The sequence below is a fragment of the Clostridium cadaveris genome (assembly GCF_020911725.1).
Lineage (GTDB): Bacteria > Bacillota > Clostridia > Clostridiales > Clostridiaceae > Clostridium_X > Clostridium_X cadaveris.
Genome location: NZ_CP076620.1, coordinates 1171605 through 1192389, shown reverse-complemented (window position 1 = coordinate 1192389; position 20785 = coordinate 1171605). Strand labels below are relative to the sequence as shown.

Genomic DNA, 20785 nt, shown 5'->3' with positions numbered 1-20785 from the left:
CCCTTTCTAAAAACGGTGCATACTAATATGCACCGTCAATTAATATAACTATTTTACAAATTCTAATTCTACTTTTTCAACCCATGCATCTATATTTTCAGCAACTAAAGCCCAGTCAATTGATTGAGGAGTAGGTACTTTCGCCATAAATTCTTTAACTTCAGAAGATGCTTTTTCAAGAGCCTTTGGATGAGCTGGTATTGATCCAAACTTTTCAGACCAAGCTGCTTGCACTTCTGCACTTCCAAACCAGTTAGCAAACTCTTCAGCTAATGCTGTCTTTTTACTCTTAGATATTATTGCTACCTGCTCAGTTACATATGGAACGCCAACTTCTGGAGACATAACACCAAATTTGTAATTACGCTCTTTTTCATGTTGAAGAACACCACTTCCCCACATCATTGTCATTGGTCTTGAACCATCGATTACATTTCCAACATAATCTTCACCTTTAACTTCAAAGTGTGCATTTTGGATGTACGCTTTAGCTACTTTCCATCCTTCTTCAGAAATTCCGAGTTCTCCTTTAGGGTCAGCATAACGAACTAATATACTTGATAATACGTTCTTTGCAGTACCTCCAGTTAATGCAAATATATTGTACTTATCTTTATACTTTGGATCTACTAAATCTGTCCAATCCTTTGGAGCATCCTTTAAGTCTTTATTATACATTAATACTAATGGCTGTATAACTATTGGATAGTAATATCCTTCTGCATCTCCTAATTTCATATCAACTTCACTAGCCCAAGTTGGAGTATATTTAAACAATAATTCTTCCTTCTTCAATTTTTCATATTCTAATGTGTTTAATCCATAAACTAAGTCTGCTTGTGAGTTATTCTTTTCAGCTATTAATCTATTAGTAAGCTCTCCCCCTGGTATGTTTACAACTTCTATATTGTATCCCGCTTTAGAAGCATATTCAGTAAGCCACTCTCCACGTCCATCTGCTGCTGAATTCGAGTAAATTAATAATTTTTCGCTTTTGTCAACTTTTCCTTCATTTGCTGCTGCATCATTCTTGCTTCCACAAGCTGCCAGCGATAATGCCATTGATGCTGTTAAAACTAAGGTTAATAACTTCTTCATTTTCATTTTTACTCTCCCCTTTACTCTTCTTATCCTCTTAATTAAATCTGCTTAATATATATTCTTTAATTAGAGCCGGCCAATCGGTTTGAATCATATCAAACCCCATCTCTATTAGCTTACCCCAATTTTCATCGTAACTATTCTTTATAGAATTATCATCATCTAATCCTGCAGACAATACTATTCTATCATTTAATGTGATAGCATTTACCCATGCCAAAATTCCAGCTTCGTGTAGCTTTTCTATAAATTCTTTTTGAACTAATGGAGACTCAAGAGTTTCAAATATAAGTTCAGCTGCAACTAAATTAACATCATATTCTCTAACTAAATTCCACTCATCCATATTCTTTACTATAGGCATGTACATAATTTGTGATTTAGATTCTTGAAGTATGTGTAAAAGTTCTTTATCAACAGGAGATTTTAAGATTATCTGATGATCCATATTAACTTTTTTCAAAAATTCTATTATCTCTTTCCAATAAAACCATGATCTATCTATATTGATAAAGCATCTATCTCTCAATCCTTCTAAAACATATTCTAATCTTTCAAGCTTTTGTCCTGACACCTCTCCAACAGAGTTATAACAATTGCATTTATCAATTTCCTTAGAAGACATATCTCTAATGTCTCTATCTTCCCTTAACAAATATTTTTCTTGTCCATTGTGGAAAGCATAAAAGTCACCATCAGTTGACATTATAACATCAATTTCCACTAAATCTGCCCCATGCTGCATTGCTGTCTCATAAGCCATCAAAGTATTCTGTATAACATTACCACCATTAGTTCCTCTATGGGCTGCTATAAGCACCTTGTTTTCTTTTAATTTTTTATGCAAATTTTTTGCACCAGCACTTAATTCCATATGTTTTCTCCTTTTGTTAACTACTTTATGATTTAATCCTATCATCTATTTTGGAACGTGTCAATAAATTTGTTAGCGTTTTCATTTTATTTTACTTATTCTTAACGTAAATTAACCTCATTTTCAACATTTTTCTATGTTTTTGATTTTGACACGTTTCAAAATCATATTTAGAGGAAAATAATAGAACTATCATAAAACAACATTGAATATCATTTCATAATAGTTCTTGTCTTACTCTTTTATCTGATTCTAGAAGTCAGTTTATTATCTTTTACTGTTTTTCATTTCTTCTATTTCAAATCCATTATCGCCTTCTACTATTTTTATATTTAATTTTCTAAGAAGTTTATCCATGCTTTTAACTTGATTTACATATTTAATATTACCTTTATCCATAAGCTTTCCTATCATTTCTATTATTTCTTTTTTCTCTTGTGCACTTAGAAATAACTGTCCTCTCATGGACTCTCTATTAATATAAGTTAAAGTGGTCCATATTTGTTCATCTAAAATCATGCTGTTATCTTGAATGACATATGTAAAGCTCTTAGTCCTTTTTCCCTCTGGATAAGCTCTTTTAAAGAATTTAATAAAGGAGCTTTCTTCAAATTCTTCTTTACCTTTTACAAGCTTACCTAGATCAGTTTTAAGCTGATTTTTAAGAAACATTATTGTATTTGGCTTAACCTTTCCATGCATATTGTCGATACTGTCACTTATGAGCTTATATGTTCCTTCTTTTAGAGAATCAGGTACACCCTCTGTCTTTTTTAATATTTTTGCCATTTCTATATATTGAAGCACATCTTTTTTGGTTCTTAATTCTTCCCCATATAATTCCTTCAATAGTTCTTCTGGATTTAAACTTATCATCTTGTTAGTATCAATCATTATTTCACCTCAAATTAATTTTTCTACTAAAATATAAGATTTTTAATTTCATTTTCTTCTAGACTTTTATACTGTCCTGGTTTAAGATTTTCATCAAGCATTAATCCTCCAATAGCGGTTCTTTTCAAGTATACCACATAACATCCTGAAGCTTTTAGCATTCTCTTTACCTGATGCTTTCTTCCTTCTGATATAGTGAGATATCCTGATAAAACTGACTGATCAGGATGTTGACTATACATAGTATAAGATGTCATAAGCTCTTCTTGATTTTTAAACTCTCCATAGGTTCCGCTTTTTAAAATTCTTATCTTTGCAGGCTTAGTCAAAGTTTCTCCTTCACCTATAGAAATGCCAGTTTCTAAAATTCTTTTCTTCTCTTCATCTAATGATCCTAATGCCCAAAAGAAATAAGTTTTTTCTATATGCTTTTCTGGATACATTATATCATGATTTAGATTTCCATCATTAGTAAGGATTAAAAGCCCTTCTGTATCCTTATCTAATCTTCCTACATGAAATACTCCTTTCATATCCTCTTGTTTGAAATAATCAAAAACAGTCGTATGAAATTCATCTGATCTTGCTGTAATGCATCCTTTAGGTTTATTAAAAATATAGTAGACTTTTTTATTATTCTTTATAATCTCACTATTATATTCAATTATATCTTTTTCATTGTCAACTTTAGCAAAGGCTTCTTTAATTATCTCACCATTAACCTTAACTAGTCCTCCTTGAACATAGCTTACAACTTCTTTTCTTGTACCAACCATGGCTCCTGTCAAAAACTTATCCAGCCTCATAGGTTCCTCCTTTTTCATTTGTATCTAAAAACTTTTATCTTATGTTTTTATATACTAATACAATCTATTCTGATGGAAGTTCAATTATAAATGTACTTCCTACTCCACATTTACTTTCAACATAAATCTCTCCGTTATGAAGGTTTATTATTTGTTTTGTTATAGTTAATCCTAATCCACTTCCACCTTTAATTTCAGAATTATTATCTACAACTTGTGAAAATCTATTAAAAATCAAGTCATGGAATTTTTCTGGTATTCCTATTCCTGTATCTTTAACTTTAATCTTTACAACATCCCCTAGATCCTCTATGATAACAGTTATTGTACCTCCATCCATTGTAAATTTAGTAGCATTACTTATCAAGTTTACTATGCATCTTTCTATTTCAACAGCATCACATTTTATGATTTTTTCTTCAATTTGAGGATCTATTATAAAAGTTATATTCTTACTCTCAACATAATCCTTTAAGCTAAGAGCTGCCTCTTCTACTAAATATACTATATCATTATCCTTTTTATTTAGAATATATTTTTCATTTTCAATTTTTGATATATCAATGAGATTATTAATAAGTGTAAGAAGTCTTTTATTGTTTCTTCTTACTATGCTCATATAGTGTTCTAAGCGTTCATTATCGATTTTTTTATCATTATTAAGTTTAGTTATAAGCTGCTCACTAGTATGGAGAACATTTAAAGGAGTTCTAAGTTCATGGGATAAATTTATAAAATAGCTGTTTTTATTCTTCTCAAGCTTTATAACTCTTTCGAATAACTCATTATTTTTCATCATTTCATTTCGAAGTTCCTTTGTTCTTGCATCTACTAATGCATCTAACTCTTTAACTTTAATTTTTTGCCGTCTTACTAAAAATATTATTGCAACTATATAACATATGATGGCTGGAAAACTAAGCCATGGTACATTTCCAATCCTGAATTTCAGGCTGTTTTCTTCATTTAAACGACCTTTACTGTCTATGGCTTTTACTCTAAATGTATAATTGCCAGGTGCTAGATTACTGAACATGACCTCTGTCCCCTCCATGACTCTCCATTCTTCATCTGCACCTTCAAGTTTATAATAATATCTTATATTTTTACTATTTTTATATTCTGGCAAAAATACTTGAATACCAATATTATTTTCATCATATCTAAATTTTTTATCATTTATTTCTTCTACTCTAACACCATTTACACTAAATTTATCAAACATGACTTTGAAAGATATACATTTTTGATCTATATCTTTAGGATAAAAAGAATTCATACCATTTATTCCGCCAAAAAAGAATTCCCCATTTTTAGTTTTTAAATAAGCTTCTCCGTTAAATTCATTACTTTGAAGTCCATCAGTTATATTTAAATTTATAAATCTATCATCGTACACATTATATAAAGATATTCCTCCATTAGTTGATACCCAAGGGTTGTTATAGTCATCTATTAATATACCATATACAGTATTGTTAGCTAATCCTTGAGTTGTAGTGTAATTAGTAAATTTCTCTGTACTCTTATCAAATTTACATAGTCCACCACTTGTTCCAATCCACATAAAGCCATTTTCATCTTCTGTTATAACTCTTATGGAATTATCTATAATAGAATTGGGGTCATTGCTATCATATTTATAGTTTTTAACCTCTCCAGTATTAGGATTTATCTGAACAAGTCCTCCATTTAAAAAATACCCAAGCCAATAAAATCCTTCGCTATCTTGAAAAATAGCACTACCATATTCATCACCAATATTAGCTTTTAATAACATTGAATTTATATCCGTTATATTACCTGTATCTATATTGAAAACATAAAATCCATCTATAGTTCCTATCCAAAGACATTTTTTATCATCAATAAAAAGTGTCTTTATATTTGTAGCATTAAGTCCTTGATCCTCATTATAAATTTTTATAGTTCCAGTATCTTTATCAATGACATTCAATCCATTACTAGTTCCTAAAAAAATAAATTTATCATATCCAGTAATATCATTTATTCTATCGGAACCTATAAAACTATTATCAAGAGTGCTGATGGATGCCACTTTGTTTCTATTTCTATCAAGTATATTTACTCCTTTAGAATTTGTCCCAACCCACAAATATCCATCATTATCCTCATATATGCCTTGAATCATATTATCATTTATTGTTTTATCATTAAAGGGATCATGCTTATAATGAATTATTGTGTTAGCTGAATCGAAAACGCTAAGTCCTCCATAAGTTCCTACCCACATCATACCTCCTCTATCTTCTATGACTATAAAAACAGTATCATCAGCAAGACTCCTTTTATCATAAATTTTCTTCTTATATAAATCCATCTTATCTGATTCTTCATCATAGCGTACTAATCCATTGCTAGTGCTTATCCACAATATATTATTGCTATCTCTATAAAAGTCCCTTATGTGTTCTCCTGGTACTTGCTTAAGGCCCCATGACTCTTCAAAAAAATTTTTTATTTCTCCTGTTTTGGTATCTATTCTTGATGCACCTTTAGTAAGAGTACCTATCCATACGATCCCATCTTTATCGCAATATACTTTGTAAATACTATTCTCTCCTATAGAATTTCTGTTATCATCATGATAATACTGTTGAACTTCTAGTGATCCCTTTGATATTTTATTAAGTCCATTAGCAGTTCCAACCCATATATTACCTTCTTCGTCCTGATCTAAAGAATATATATCTTCATTGGAAAGCTCCCCGTTATTATATATCCTTTCAAAAGAATCAGAATATTTATTATAGATATTCATTCCATCGCTTGTTCCAACCAAGATGGTTCCATCATCTAGAACTAGTATGCCTCCTATTTTATAATGAGATAAATTCCCGTCCTCCTCACTATCAAAATAGTTAGTTATAGTTTTATAATCACTGCTAATTTTACTAAGTCCCTTTATGGTACCAACCCATATGTTTCCATCTTTATCTTCTTCTAGTGCTAATATGTAATTGTTGGCTATACTATTTTTATCATTTTTATCTTCTCTAAAAACCTCAAAACTGTATCCATTATATCTGTTTAATCCATCATTAGTGCCTATCCATATGTATCCTTTTTTATCTTGAAGAATAGTCTCTACAGTAGCTTGAGACAATCCTTCTTCTACTGTTATATTTCTAAAATTAATTCCGTCGAACGCTAAGCACTCCCAGCCTAAATTAGATATGATAAATAAACTCAATATAAACCCTATAAAAACTCTAAATCTTAATTTTTTTTCCATTGTTTTATCCTTTTTCATAAAATAGTAATAATTATTATAATTATACTATGATTATAGCTCTAATGTCATTGAATCAGATATATTGTATTAAATTACCATATTTTATATTCTTCTTTTATAAAAAATTAAAAGTCAGCAATGCTAATATCATTGCTGACTTTTATCTATTACAAATTATTTTTTACTATATTCTTGTATCCTGAATATGTAGCGTAAAAATACCCAATATAGACTATCATAAATATCAATGCTGTAATCATAGCACTTCCCGATATGTTTGTCTTATTAAACATAGATATAAAATTATTTGTTACTTTTATTCCAACAACTGAATGAACAAATGCTAATATTACTGGGAGTGAAAAATACACTAGTGTTTGGATAAAGATTGTCTTCTTCATCATCTTCTCATTCGCTCCTATTTTTTTTAGAGCTTTGTACCTATCTATACTGTCAACAGCTTCCGAAAGCTGTTGTAGAGCAAGTACTGCCATACTTGTTATAAGAAATACTATTCCCAAATAAATCCCAACAAACAATATAATAGTAGTCATTCCCTTATTTCCATCATAAATCTGCTGTCTAGTATACCCTATAATAAAATCTGTGTTGTCGAGATTCTGTTCTCCTCGTGTGAAAGAAGCGAATAAATCAAGTAATTTTTTCTCTGATTTCTCAGCACTGTTTTTATCATAATTTATATTTATAACATTCTCTTGAATCTTAAGCCCTTTAGTTTCTTCATCATTTACTACAATTGTCGGAAAAGTATTTTTCATCATATCTGTTGATATATTATCTTTTATCACTTTTCCGCCTTTTATAGCAAATTGTTTATTATGAAAGTTTATATATTTATTATCTTTAACATAACTTTCTATAGCTTCAGTTTCATAAATATTACTTAACAAAAGTGATTCATCTCTGCTAAGATTCACTTCAACTTTATTTTCTAACTTCATAATTTTATTGTAATCAGAAAGTTTCATTACAGACACTTTGTAGCGCAGTTTATTCAATTTTTCTTTATCTTTTTTAGAAACTCCATTAGAGAACATCTCTACTGGTGTTAAATTTGACTCATATAGATTATAATAAGCATATTCTTCTCCATCTTCAAATTTGAAACCCAAGTTCTTTAATGAATCTTCTATATTATTTATTGCACCATCTCTTACATATATTCTTCCTGTAGCGTCAAAAGGAGTTGAATCTTTAAGGCCTGACTCTAATGCATTTTTGAAACTTATGCCAGTTGATAATACACATATAGTTAAAAACAGCATAAGACATATAATCGACATAGATATAAAATTAGTATTAACCTTATTATTTAATTGCTTTACTACAAATATATTTAGACCTTTAAAGTATATTCCTTTGCTTCTTTTAACAATGAACAAAACAAACCCAGCTAAGCTAAAGAAAAATAATACAGTCCCAATGACTCCTAGTATTATAGATATTGAGAACCTCTGATCTTTTACATTAAGTCCAATTTCCATTATAATATTATAAGCTAATCCTAAACTTATTACACATATTATAAATGATATGAAGTATACGATTGGATTTTTGAATTTGATTTCTTCATTTTTTCTTCCAGATGTCAATAAGTCTATAATTTTATACTTTGATATTATTGCAGTATTAAAAATAATTACCAAAAAGAACATTATACTGAAATATAATATTGTCTTTCCTATAGATGATATTGAAATGATAAAACTATAGTCACTCATAGGAATATCAAATAATTTTGATGTTAGTAGAGAAAGTCCTTGAGAAGCTATAATTCCTAGCAAAAGCCCGCTTATTAGTGACATAACTCCCACTATTAATGTTTCTGTTACTAATATTCTAGATATTTTACCCTTCCCCATACCTAATACCATATATATCCCCAGCTCTTTTTTACGTTTCTTTATTAAAAAGTTATTTGCATATATTATTAAGCTTCCTAAAACTATAGATACAAATACTGATATATACGCTATTACTGTTACTAATGCGTTAATCGACTCTTTACCTGAAGATTTCAACTCAAGCACAGCTTTTTGTGATTCTATAGAATTAAAACTGTAAAATATGCATACAGCTAAAGCAAGAGTCAAAAAGTATATTGTATAGTCCTTAAAACTTTTTTTTACATTTCCTATAGCAATCTTATAATACATTATTGTCATCCCCCCCAAGAAGAGTAATAACCTCAATTATTCTATTAAAGAACTCCTTTCTGCTATTCTTACCTCTAACTAATTCACTAAAAATCTTTCCATCCTTTATAAATAAAATTCTATGTGCATAACTGGCTGTGAATGCATCGTGAGTTACCATAAGTATTGTAGCATTTAAATCATTATTTAATGTTTCAAATCGTTCAAGAAGTAGTCTTGCCGATTTAGAGTCTAAAGCTCCTGTTGGTTCATCTGCAAGTATAAGTGATGGATCTGTAACTATTGCTCTTGCCGATGCAACTCTCTGTTTTTGTCCACCTGACATCTGATAGGGATACTTACTTAAAATCTCATCTATCTCTAAATATTTAGCCACTGATTTTATTTTTTCATCTATATTAGAAGTTTTCTCTCCCTTTATAGTTAATGCTAAAGCTATGTTTTCATACGCTGTTAAAGTATCAAGAAGATTAAAATCTTGAAATACAAAACCAAGTTCATTTTGTCTAAATTTATCTAGGGATTTAGATTTTAATCTTGTTATATCCTTGTCGTTTATTATTATACTTCCTGTAGTAACAGTATCTATTGTAGATATACAATTAAGTAATGTTGTTTTTCCACTTCCTGATGGTCCCATTATACCAACAAATTCCCCTTCTGCTACTCTAAAACTTATATTATCTATAGCCTTTGTAACATTACCTTTATTACCATAATATTTTTCAATTTTTTCTACACTTAATATCTTCTTCATTTCTTACTCCTCCATCTTTGTTATACTACTTATTTTATCCTAGATAGTTGAGTTTATATATGTATCTTTGTTGCATTAACATTACAGTTTTGTAATATAAAAATAGGACTACGCCTACAAAGTACACCACAAATATTAAGTAAAATATATCTAACATTTGAAGGCACACTTCATGGCGGTCCTATTTATTTGCAATTATTCTTTTTGAATTCTTTCTTTATTGTAAGAAGATCCTCTAAATCATTTAGGAATTGAAATAGTGTTGCTCTATTTTCAAATTCCTCTCTTGTTTTTGGAAGTTCCATTTTCTTATACTCTTCTCTAAGAATCTGTAATTCTTCAATAAGTTTAATACAATCATTTTTCTCATGAACATTTACGGATACATTCAAAGTAAACTCTGATAGAATCACTGCTTGCTCATACTTCATATTGAGTCTTTCAAAATGATTCTTCATTCTCCTTATAGTATCCAGCTGCATTATTCTCATATCCATATAATTAATATAATAGCAATCATTTTTAAATAAATAATTGTTATTTATTTTGTAAGCAATTTCCCTTGTATCTAATATTAGCTTTTCTACTTTCTCTATGTCCACCTGTTCTGTCTGAAGTTCAAAGTCCATAAGCAGTCTTAATGCCATCTCTGATAAAATGCTTTTATATTTGTCTTCTATTATTTCTTTATTCCTTAAAAATTCCTCTTCCAAAGATGGAGTATATAAATTAAATATAAGTGCTACTCCAATACCTATTATAGATAATATAAATTCATTGATTACCCATTGAAAATTTATATTATTGCTTATTAAAAGATGTGTGGATAAAACGGCACCTATTGTTATTCCCTCTTCTAAATTTAACTTTTTAGTTATCGGAATAAATATAAGAAGAAACAAACCAAATATTATTGTACTGTTTCCTAATGCAATATAAAGTGCACCTGATAAAAGTATGGCTATGGTACATGAGAAAATCCTCTTTACTCCTACCTTTATAGCCTCTTTCTTTGTGTTTAATATACTTAGGATAGCAATTACCCCTGATGTAACTCCAAACTGAAGTCCTATTTTATTTGCTATAAATATAGCTATAGTGGCTGATAAAGCCATCTTTACTGTTTTTGATTGAAAAAATTCTTTAAATTGTGTATTCATCTTTTGCATTCACCTTACTGATATTTTAATTAAGTCAATTTATTTCCAGTTGCTCTGTATATCTCATGCCACTGCTGCCTTGTTATTTCAATTTCTGATGCTCTTGCTATGTCCTGTATACGCTTTTTGTTTGTAGTTCCAACTATTGTTTTAATTTTTACCGGATGTCTAAGTATCCATGCTATAGCTATAGCTGTGTTTGATACTCTATTTTCCTTTGCTATCTCATCTATTTTTTTTATTTAGTTCAGGAAATTTGTCATTATCTAAAAACACACCTTCAAAGAATCCATATTGGAATGGAGCCCATGCCTGTATAGTTATATCTTCTAATACTACTTTTTATCTTTGTCATTTAATTTTATTTGTTCTGGATATGACCATTTACCAAGCTCGCTTTGTGCTATTGTCTTTGGTTCTTTTCCGCCATTTATAAGTAAAGTTCTATAATAAATTTCAGCAACCTCTTCTACATAAGATGCCTTTAAAAAAGCATCATCTATGCTTTCTTTAGATACTGCCAAAACACCATGATTAGCCATCAAACACGCATCTGCATCTTTAATAGGTTTTTTGATGCTATTTGCCAAATCCGCTGTACCTGGTCTTGCATAAGGCGCGACCTTTATAATCCCCTCTCCTCCAACAATATTCACTATTTCATATACTATAGGTGGTATTTCTTTATTTAGTACTGAGAAAGCTGTGGCAAACTTTGAATGAGTGTGTACTATAGCCTTTACATCCGGTCTGCATTTATACGCTTCTACATGCATAAGAAGTTCACTAGTAGGACGTACATCCTCATTTACTTCTATCAAATTCATATCTATGTCTACAACACAAATATGGTTTGTTGTAAGTTTATCTCTAGACACTCCTGATGGTGTAACTAGAACATATCCTGTAGACTCATCTCTTATACTGAAATTTCCTGATTTATGCTTACATAAGCCATCTGCATCTGCTCTCTTAGCGATTTCAGTTAATTTAATTTTTAATCCTTCTAGCATCTCTCTTCTCCTAACTTATTATATATATTTTATATTATACCATTAACATAATAATGAACTGAATATTAATATTTATTCTAAGCAAACTATAAGTATAAATTCTAAGGAGGAAAATAAAATGAAAATAAAATTAAGATCACTTTTATTAATTGTATTATCTATATTTATGATAGGACTTGTTGGTTGCGGTAATGATAAAGCATCTTCTGATAACAATAATTCTTCATCAGATACTGCAACTACAAAAGAAGAATATGTAAAATACTTAAATGATAGATATACTCATCATTTAGGTAATTCTGCACTTTCAAACGATTACAACATATATTCTGATAACTACAGCTTTAAAGGAACAAATGAAGAATTTATAACAGGATATGGAACCGCCTATGGAGATTTAAGAACTCAATTAACATCATTAAAAAAGGATTTAGAAACTAATGTCAAAAAAGGTACTACTGAGGTGGATAAGTTGAATAAAGATGTAATGGATTCTATAGATAAAACTATAGCTTCAATTGATAAATTTAATGAGACTTACTCTACAAAAGTTAAGGATTATGGCTCTTCAACTAAGGAAGAAATGATTACAGGTTTTAAAGATATAGGCAAAGCCCCTCATGATGCTAGAATGGAATTAGACAAATTAGTTAAAGATGCGAAAAATACTTTAGGCGTTAAATAAGTTTTTAACATGAAAAATAGACATCAAACCGACTATAAAGAGAACTTTAGATAGGTTTAATGTCTATTTTATTTCATCTAAAAATCATCTATTCATTATATAATATTATATCTTTTCAAAAGATCTTCAATCACTGTTCCTGAAACCTTCTTTAAAGCTATCTTTTTAACAATGTTAGCTGTCCATGGAAGTTTCATATCAACTACTTTTTTTCCATCCATCATCTTTGAAGTTGAATCAAGAAGCACACGGATGTCATAGCAGGAATTAAATACTTCTGGTACACCACGATCAACATTTAAAAGTGTATATACTGCTTCCATAGCAGTTCTTACTGAATATTCAGTAGTGAATACTGTATCACGAACTGTATCTGCAAATTGTCCTATGAATGCAAAATTAACACATCCATCAGGAACAACTTTTGGTCTATCACCTTTTGTTCTTGGCATGAAAAAAGCTGTAATATATGGCATCATACATGGCACGCAATGAGCAGAATTCACTGCCATATCATGAATTTCCCTTTCTGGTACTCCCATATGATAAAGCCACTCTTCTGTTATTTCAATACCCGTACATTCTCTCATAGGCTTCTTAATATAATCTCCTGGTACATCTGTAAATAATCCATAAACCCACACTACTAGTTGATCTTTTGGCTGTTCCTTAAAATGAGGCTGACGATTAAGTGTGTAGCTCATAAGCCAACTTGAATCCTTAACTGTTATTATTCCTCCTGTGACAACCTTACCGCTAAAAGGATCTCTCTTGCATATTTTCTCAATATATTTTGGAATTCTATTATCTAAAGTTGTAACAGTAGCTGATTCCCAGTTTGTAAGTTTCGTATTTGTACAGAACTTATCCGGATGTCCAAAGGAAGGGTCTTGAGATGCGATGTTCCTCCAAAGATCCCAACAGCCTCCGTTCTCAATTTTAAATTCTGGTGCATGATTATCATCTCCAAGAGATGAATTTTCAGTGCAACTTCCATTGGTTACAAATACAAGGTCATCTTCAACTAAATCAATAGTTTCCTTTTTCCCTTCATGGATACATACAATTTGTTTTGCTACTTTCTTATCTTTGCTTATATCAAAAATAACGTTAGTAACCTTTGTATCATATTGAAAATTTACGCCATGGCTTTCAAGATACTTAACCATAGGAAGTATAAGAGATTCATATTGATTATACTTCGTAAACTTTAAAGCACTAAAATCAGGAAGTCCTCCTATATGATGTATAAAACGTTGAATGTATAATTTCATTTCAAGAGCACTATGCCATTCCTCAAAAGCAAACATTGTACGCCAATATAGCCAGAAATTAGATGAAAAGAATTCTTCAGTAAATACATCCTCTATTTTTTTATCATATAAATCTTCGTCTTTTGTCATAAATAATTTTACTATTTCCATAGATGCTTTTTCTGAAAGTCCAAACTTTCCATCGGTATGTGCATCTTCTCCACGATTTATTGTAGCTCTCATAAGAGAATAATTTGGATCATGCTTGTTTAGCCAATAGTATTCATCTAAAACTGAAACTCCCTCAGTTTCTATTGAAGGAATGGAACGGAATAAATCCCATAGGCACTCAAAGTGATTTTCCATTTCACGACCGCCACGTATAATAAAGCCTTTTTCGTGATCTTTAATTCCGTCGCAAGCACCACCAGGAAGTTTTAATTCCTCTAAAATATGAATATGCTCTCCTTTCATCTGTCCATCACGTACAAGAAAGCAAGCTGCTGCAAGAGATGCAAGGCCTGAGCCTACAAGATAAGCTGATTTTCTATCAACATTAGCTGGTTTTTCAGGATGTGCAAAAGCTTCATAGTTTCCATTACTATAATACATATAAATACCACCTTTATCTATTTTATGAATAAATAATAATCCTTTTTTTAAATCATTAATATAGACAAAAATAACGCTGTGCCAAAATTTTAGGCACAGCGTTATTTTTGTAAAAACTTTATACACATCATATAATTTGTCTAAATTTTAATCAGTTCTATACTTTTCAAGGGCTTTTTTTACATCACCTTGGATAAGTATACTTAGCTTATCAATAATAACTGATGGATTCTCCTTCATTCCTTTTCTTATCCAGTCAATCATAAGCCCTACAAAAGCAAATTTATAAAAATCTGCTATAAAAGCTTTATCTTCATCTCTTACTGACATGTCAACAGCTATTTCCTCAACTACTCCAATCAGCAGATCATAAGTTTCTTTATAAAGATAATATTCTAAATGCTCACGGGCAACAGAATGAAACACATTTATAACAAGTGCCTTATTTGAAAGCACATACTCAAATATCTGTAAAAATCCCTGCTGCCATGTATCATAAGTATTGTTTCCATCAATAGCTTTTATTGACTCATTTAAAAAAGTCCATTCGACTAAATCATAAATATCCTTAAAATGATAGTAGAAAGTTTGCCTATTTACCTCACAATCTTCTACTATGTCTATAATCGTTATTTTATCAAGAGGCTTTTCTCCCAAAAGTTTTTTAAGTGAAGCGGCAAGTGCTTTCTTGGTGGTCTGTGACATTATCATTCCCCCTTGAAATATTTTATAAATATTATATCAAAAAAATATAATATTTTCTATGATTTATGTATTTTTTTACCATAATATTGTATAATTATATATTATAAGGAGGTGTATTTATGATTTCATCTTTTTTACTTCTCATCCGTAGTTCTAACTCTTTCTTTCCTCAATTTGCGCAATTTTCCGTATATTCTGTGTGGCTTGTTCTTATTTTCTTGATCAGCATCCTTCCCATGTGGAAAATCTTTGAGAAAGCTGGACAAGATGGCTGGAAGTCTATTATTCCCATATACAATACTATAATACTTTTGAAAATATGCGGTTTAAGTCCGTGGCTAGTTATATTAGGCTTCATCCCTTATGTTAAACTTATCCTAGCAATAATAATTTGGTACAATCTATCTAAAGCTTTTGGTAAAGGTATAGGATTCACTTTAGGACTTATCTTTCTAGATGTAATCTTTTTATTTATCCTAGCCTTTGGCAGTAATGAGTACAATAATCCAAATGTTTATGATGTTTAAAAGAGTCTCTTTTGTGAGACTCCTTTTTAATAATTTAAACTTCTTCGGTTGTAAAAAAAATCAATATTGTTCCAAGGATAGATACTATAGCTCCAATTAAAAGCATTGAATTCACTCCTAAAGTATCAATAAGTATTCCTCCTGATAAACTTGCAAATACTCCACTTATTGTTATTGCTCCAGTAACTAATGCTTGTCCTTTAATCATATCACTCTTATCTATAAGTCTGCTTACATAATATACAGAGGCTGGTATGAATAATGCATAGCCTGCAATTTGAATTACTTGAGCTAAATATATAATTGCTACAGATGTTGCAAAATAAGTTATGATATGTTTTACAGAAAATGCTATTCCAGAAATCATAATAAGTTTTTTGCAACTTATCTTATCTTTCATTTTAGCAAACAAAGACATAGTTGGAAGTTCTAATACCGCTGCAAGAAATATGGCATTCCCCATATCTTTACTGGTGCCTCCTACATTAGTCATAACTTGAATAAAAAAGTTATTGATTATAGTATGATCTAAGAAAACACATATAACTCCCAAAAGAAAAAGCATGAATTTCTTATATTTCTTACAGAATCCAATAATACTTATGTCACTTCCACTTTTTACCCGATGCCTCTCATGAGCTATGCTACTATTCACTCCCTTAGGAAGAGAAAATGTATAGATGAATATAATAAGTCCACATGTGAGCAGTACATAAAATATAGGTAAAACCTCAGGGTTGTGCTTTTCCACTACATATCCAAGAAGTAATGATATTACTGCGTAAGATACAGATCCAATTCCTCTTGCAAGTCCAAAATTAACTTCATAACCATGACTTTCAAATTCGAAAGATAGAGAATTTATCAATGGTTGAAGAGACATAGTTAGTGTAAAAACTACTATAATTAAAATTATAAGTGCCACAGACGGTGATTTGAAAAAATTTACCGAAATAGAACCTCCTATTATCATTATTACGATTAAACTTATTAAATTTTTTAACGATATTTTTCTTTTGCTATCTGCATAAGCAGCAAAAGTTGGCTGTGCTACAGCGGCAATAATGTTGGAAGCAGCCAAAATCACACCTATTAACGAATTATTGAATCCTTTATTAAGTAAAAATATCGACGCATATCCAATCATGGCACAATAAGTCATCCAATATAATCCGTGGATCATTGAATATCTTATGTCTAAGGATTTGTTGTGTTTTAAATTCATATTTTACCTCTCTCAATATAAAATGTTACTCTTTATTATATATCAAATACTATCAATTATAAATAAAAAGAACTTCGGAGAAAACTATGATAAATTCCGAAGTTCTTTTTATATTAAATTTAAAGTACGCTTATTTATTATATTAGATTTTATTTATGATCTGCAGTCATAGATAAAGAATAATCTTCATGTATATCATACTTCTTTAAATAATATTTATGAAGTAAATGCATCAACAATATTTCCATTACAACTCCTATTGGAAGAAGTGTAAATGGACTTATACCTGTAAATCCAAATATAGTATATAAAATAGCTATTACAAATCCAACTGTTGCCACATAAGGAAGCTGAGTTTTTACGTGATCTATGTGGTCAGCACCTGAGAATAGTGATGCCATAACTGTAGTATCTGATACTGGTGAGGAGTGGTCTCCAAACAGAGCTCCTGATAAAACTGCTCCACACATACCTACTGTGATATTTATATCTCCAGTTATAGAATAAGCTAGTGGAATTGCAAGTGGAGTCATTATTGCCATAGTTCCCCATGATGTACCAGTAGCAAAAGCTATAATTATTGATATTCCAAATACGATTGGTGGCAAAAGTCCAAATGGAATACTATCTCCAACAAGCTGAACTACGAAGGCTGCTAGTCCCATTTCCTTAGTTATTGCCCCTAATGACCATGCCATAACTAATATAGCACCTGTCAATGACATAAGTTTAAATCCATCTACTACTGTAGCCATAGTTTCTTCAAATGTCATAATTTTACTAACTAATGCTATTATCATACCACTAACAGCCATTACAAAAGATCCCCATAAAAGTGCTGTTTGAGCATCGCAGTTTTCTAATACAGCCATAATTCCGTTTGGAAATCCTGCTCTGCCTGTATATAAAATACCTGCAATAATTGTTGTAAGAGCTAGTACTATAGGAAGAACAAAAGATTTAATCATAGGCCTTGTCTTTTTAGGTTCTCCAAGGTCAGAAGAAACATCTAGCATTGGATTAGCACCAGGTCTTGTAAACTCTCCAGTAGTCATGCATCTCATTTCAGCCTTTAACATAGGACCATAGTCTTTTCCAGTATACATAAGTACACCTACAAAAATAAGAGTTAATATAGAGTACATATTAAAAGGTATACTTTTAATATAAGCTGCAACTGGCTGAATTTCAGTTATTCCTGCAATATCAAGTCCTTGTCCAATCATTCCTATTTGATAAGCAATCCAGTCTGATAAGAATAAAGCAGCGGATGGTGCTGCTGTAGCATCAAGTACATATGAGAATTTCTCAGATGAAATTCTATAATCTTTACATATATCTCTGAATACGTTACCATCAACCGCAGCAACTAGGCAGTCATTGATTGAAGTTGCCATTCCTAGGCCCCAAGTTCCTAAACATATTGAACGTCTTTTTTTGAATTTCCTCTTTGCAGCATCAGCTAACGCAAAGCTTCCACCAAGCCTCCAAATAAAAGAAATTCCTACACCCATAAATAAAGTAAATAATAGCAGTGTGACATTCTCTGACATGTTAGTAACTATAGTTTCTAATGCATAAGTAACTCCAAATATAGGGTTCCAATGATTAATAACTAAACACCCTGCAAAAAGTCCGGCAAACAATGAAATAAGTACCTGTTTTGTAGCAAAACATAATGCGATAGCTACAATTGCTGGCAAAAGCGCTAAGACACCATAAGTTGTTTCCATAATATTTCCCCCTTTATTATTTATCACTAAAATATTCAAGCAAATAATATGCCAATACAACTTAATCAACTAAAAGTTATATTATATCACAGTATTAAAGTGATTTAATTTTAAAAGGCAAATTTATATGTCATAATTATCTGACAATTACTCTTTAATCCTTGTCAACATATGTCAACATTTATTATGAGTAAAAAAAGAACTACTATAAGTTTAATTCATAGAAGTTCTTAAAATTTTATATATTAAATACTATAAACCTTCTTTCCACCTAAATAAGTTGCTTCTACTTTTATATCTTGTATATCCTTTTTATCAATATTCATAATATCATCTGATATTATAATAAAGTCTGCTAATTTGCCATACTCTATTGATCCCTTTATATTTTCCTCATAGGATGCATATGCTCCGCCTAGTGTTAAGCCATACAAAGCTTCTTCAACACTTAAAGCTTCTTCCATTATCCAACCTTCATTAGGATATCCATTATAATCCTTTCGGTTAGTAGCTACATAAATGCTATGCATAGGATTTAATGAGTCCACTGGGCAATCAGATGAGATGCATATGTTAAGTCCTTCATCACAAAGCCTTTTATATATATAAGATGTTTTCATTCTTTCTTTTCCAACCCTGCTTTCTGCTATATATAAATCAGTATTTATACATATAGGCTCCATATATGCTACCACATTAAGTTCCTTAAATTTATTTATTATACTTTCTGAAAGAATTTGTATATGAATAAGTCCAAATCTGTTATCTTTAATTGAACTTATTTTTCTTGCTTTTTCAAAAGACTTTAAACACATATTTATAGCTCCATCTCCAATTGCATGAAACACTAGGTTCATGCCACCCTTAACTGCTGTACTAGAAAGCTCATCTAATTTTTCTTGTGAAAAAACACTAATTCCTTTTGAATTAGGATCATCTGAATAAGGTTCATCTAAATATGCCGTATTCATTCCTAATGACCCATCGGTTAAAAGTTTCAATGGTCCTATTTTAAAATTCTCATTTCCAATTCCAGTTCTATAACCTTCACTTAAAAATTCTTTCAATCTATCTACATCAGGTAACAAACATTGCTCATAAATTCTAATTGGTAATCTATTTTCCGATATAAGTTCATCATATGCTTTTAATATTTTCCTCCAATTTTTACTTGAAAATGTTTCGAAATCATCTGTTTGCAAAGATGTAAGTCCATAGCTTATTGCCTTATTAACTCCCTTAACAATCATTGTTTTTATTTCCTCTATAGTTACATCTGGAATTTTGCTGTATATTAAATATCTAGCATTTTCTTTTAATACTCCTGTAGGCTCACCATTTTCATCTCTTTCTATTTCACCACCAATTGGATTATCAGTACTTTTATCTATATTTGCTTTTTTTAGAGCTAATGAATTTACCACAACAACATGTTCACATATCCTAGTGAAAACCATTGGATGAGTAGTAGATATTTTATCTAAATCATATCTGTTTGGATATCTTCCTTCTTTAAAATGTGTTTGATTCCACCCTCTCCCACAGACCCATTTATCAGCTTCTATTTTGTTTTCATATATATATTTCTTAGATTTTTCAATAACTTCCTCAATGGATTTAATACCGTTACAATCTATTTTTGTAAGAGAATACCCATAGTTTAATAAATGAACATGACTATCATTAAATCCTGGAACAACGGTTTTTCCGTTTAAATCAACCATCTCATACTTTTGTCCTATTAATTTCATAGCATCATTATACTTTCCAGCAAATATAAACTTATGTTCTTCCACAATCATTGAATCTACATATGGTTGATTTTTATCCATAGTAATTATGTTACCATTAAAAAATATAGTTTTCATATATGCCCCCTATGCTTTTCATTTTTATTGATTTATAAAGATCTTTGCTATACTAAATATAAAATTATTTTAGTATGTGTAAACTTTTATTACTTCATATACAAGCATTTTTTATGCCATATATTTAAGAATCCTATAT

Annotated in this window: 16 protein-coding genes and 1 pseudogene; 2 read left to right on the top strand and 15 right to left on the bottom strand. The window is 30.3% G+C overall.

The annotated features are described in order from the left end of the window. Positions 1–48: 48 nt before the first annotated feature. From KQH81_RS05475 to KQH81_RS05430, 10 genes and pseudogenes are all read right to left on the bottom strand, one after another. Positions 49–1104, bottom strand: a complete 1056-nt coding sequence (locus tag KQH81_RS05475; RefSeq protein ID WP_027639640.1) for an extracellular solute-binding protein — start codon at positions 1102–1104, stop codon at positions 49–51. A 31-nt stretch (positions 1105–1135) separates the two neighbouring features. Continuing rightward, positions 1136–1975: a glycerophosphodiester phosphodiesterase family protein gene (locus tag KQH81_RS05470; RefSeq protein ID WP_027639639.1), complete on the bottom strand. Its 840-nt coding sequence runs from the start codon at positions 1973–1975 to the stop codon at positions 1136–1138. Between the two features lie 267 nt (positions 1976–2242). Continuing rightward, a complete protein-coding gene (locus KQH81_RS05465; protein WP_027639638.1) occupies positions 2243–2869 on the bottom strand; it encodes a hypothetical protein in 627 nt (208 codons plus the stop codon). A gap of 26 nt (positions 2870–2895) precedes the next feature. Next, positions 2896–3675 (bottom strand): pseudouridine synthase, encoded by a 780-nt coding sequence (locus tag KQH81_RS05460; protein WP_027639637.1) that lies wholly within the window; start codon positions 3673–3675, stop codon positions 2896–2898. 64 nt (positions 3676–3739) lie between these two features. Then, positions 3740–6931, bottom strand: coding sequence for a ligand-binding sensor domain-containing protein (locus KQH81_RS05455; RefSeq protein ID WP_099336245.1), 3192 nt, complete (start codon positions 6929–6931; stop codon positions 3740–3742). Positions 6932–7098: 167 nt separating this feature from the next. After that, the gene (locus KQH81_RS05450) at positions 7099–9108 is read right to left on the bottom strand and encodes an FtsX-like permease family protein (RefSeq protein ID WP_099336246.1); all 2010 of its coding nucleotides are present in this window, start codon (positions 9106–9108) and stop codon (positions 7099–7101) included. Further along, on the bottom strand, positions 9098–9865 hold the full coding sequence (locus KQH81_RS05445) for an ABC transporter ATP-binding protein (protein WP_027638850.1): 768 nt from the start codon (positions 9863–9865) through the stop codon (positions 9098–9100). The genes KQH81_RS05450 and KQH81_RS05445 overlap by 11 nt, the downstream gene beginning before the upstream one ends. A gap of 185 nt (positions 9866–10050) precedes the next feature. Next, positions 10051–11025: an aromatic acid exporter family protein gene (locus tag KQH81_RS05440; protein WP_168972246.1), complete on the bottom strand. Its 975-nt coding sequence runs from the start codon at positions 11023–11025 to the stop codon at positions 10051–10053. A gap of 29 nt (positions 11026–11054) precedes the next feature. Further along, a pseudogene (locus tag KQH81_RS05435) lies at positions 11055–11358 on the bottom strand (aldo/keto reductase); the annotation flags it as partial. 2 nt (positions 11359–11360) lie between these two features. Further along, positions 11361–12038: a class II aldolase/adducin family protein gene (locus tag KQH81_RS05430; protein WP_027638853.1), complete on the bottom strand. Its 678-nt coding sequence runs from the start codon at positions 12036–12038 to the stop codon at positions 11361–11363. A 118-nt stretch (positions 12039–12156) separates the two neighbouring features. Here KQH81_RS05430 and KQH81_RS05425 point away from each other — a divergent pair, with 118 nt between their 5' ends. After that, positions 12157–12723, top strand: a complete 567-nt coding sequence (locus tag KQH81_RS05425) for a hypothetical protein (RefSeq protein ID WP_168972245.1) — start codon at positions 12157–12159, stop codon at positions 12721–12723. Positions 12724–12818: 95 nt separating this feature from the next. Here KQH81_RS05425 and KQH81_RS05420 read toward each other — a convergent pair whose 3' ends face one another. Continuing rightward, on the bottom strand, positions 12819–14588 hold the full coding sequence (locus tag KQH81_RS05420; RefSeq protein ID WP_168972244.1) for an oleate hydratase: 1770 nt from the start codon (positions 14586–14588) through the stop codon (positions 12819–12821). A 147-nt stretch (positions 14589–14735) separates the two neighbouring features. Next, complete coding sequence (locus KQH81_RS05415) at positions 14736–15293, bottom strand: TetR/AcrR family transcriptional regulator (protein ID WP_027638856.1); 558 nt, start codon at positions 15291–15293, stop codon at positions 14736–14738. Positions 15294–15412: 119 nt separating this feature from the next. On the opposite strand from KQH81_RS05415, the gene KQH81_RS05410 reads away from it, so the two are divergent. Continuing rightward, positions 15413–15820, top strand: a complete 408-nt coding sequence (locus KQH81_RS05410) for a DUF5684 domain-containing protein (RefSeq protein WP_206153034.1) — start codon at positions 15413–15415, stop codon at positions 15818–15820. Between the two features lie 34 nt (positions 15821–15854). Here KQH81_RS05410 and KQH81_RS05405 read toward each other — a convergent pair whose 3' ends face one another. The 3 genes from KQH81_RS05405 to KQH81_RS05395 form a co-directional block, all read right to left on the bottom strand. Beyond that, positions 15855–17045, bottom strand: a complete 1191-nt coding sequence (locus KQH81_RS05405) for an MFS transporter (protein WP_168972243.1) — start codon at positions 17043–17045, stop codon at positions 15855–15857. Positions 17046–17194: 149 nt separating this feature from the next. After that, positions 17195–18778 (bottom strand): Na+/H+ antiporter NhaC family protein, encoded by a 1584-nt coding sequence (locus KQH81_RS05400; protein ID WP_230029055.1) that lies wholly within the window; start codon positions 18776–18778, stop codon positions 17195–17197. A gap of 245 nt (positions 18779–19023) precedes the next feature. Next, positions 19024–20646 (bottom strand): amidohydrolase, encoded by a 1623-nt coding sequence (locus KQH81_RS05395; RefSeq protein WP_230029054.1) that lies wholly within the window; start codon positions 20644–20646, stop codon positions 19024–19026. Between the last annotated feature and the right edge of the window lie 139 nt (positions 20647–20785).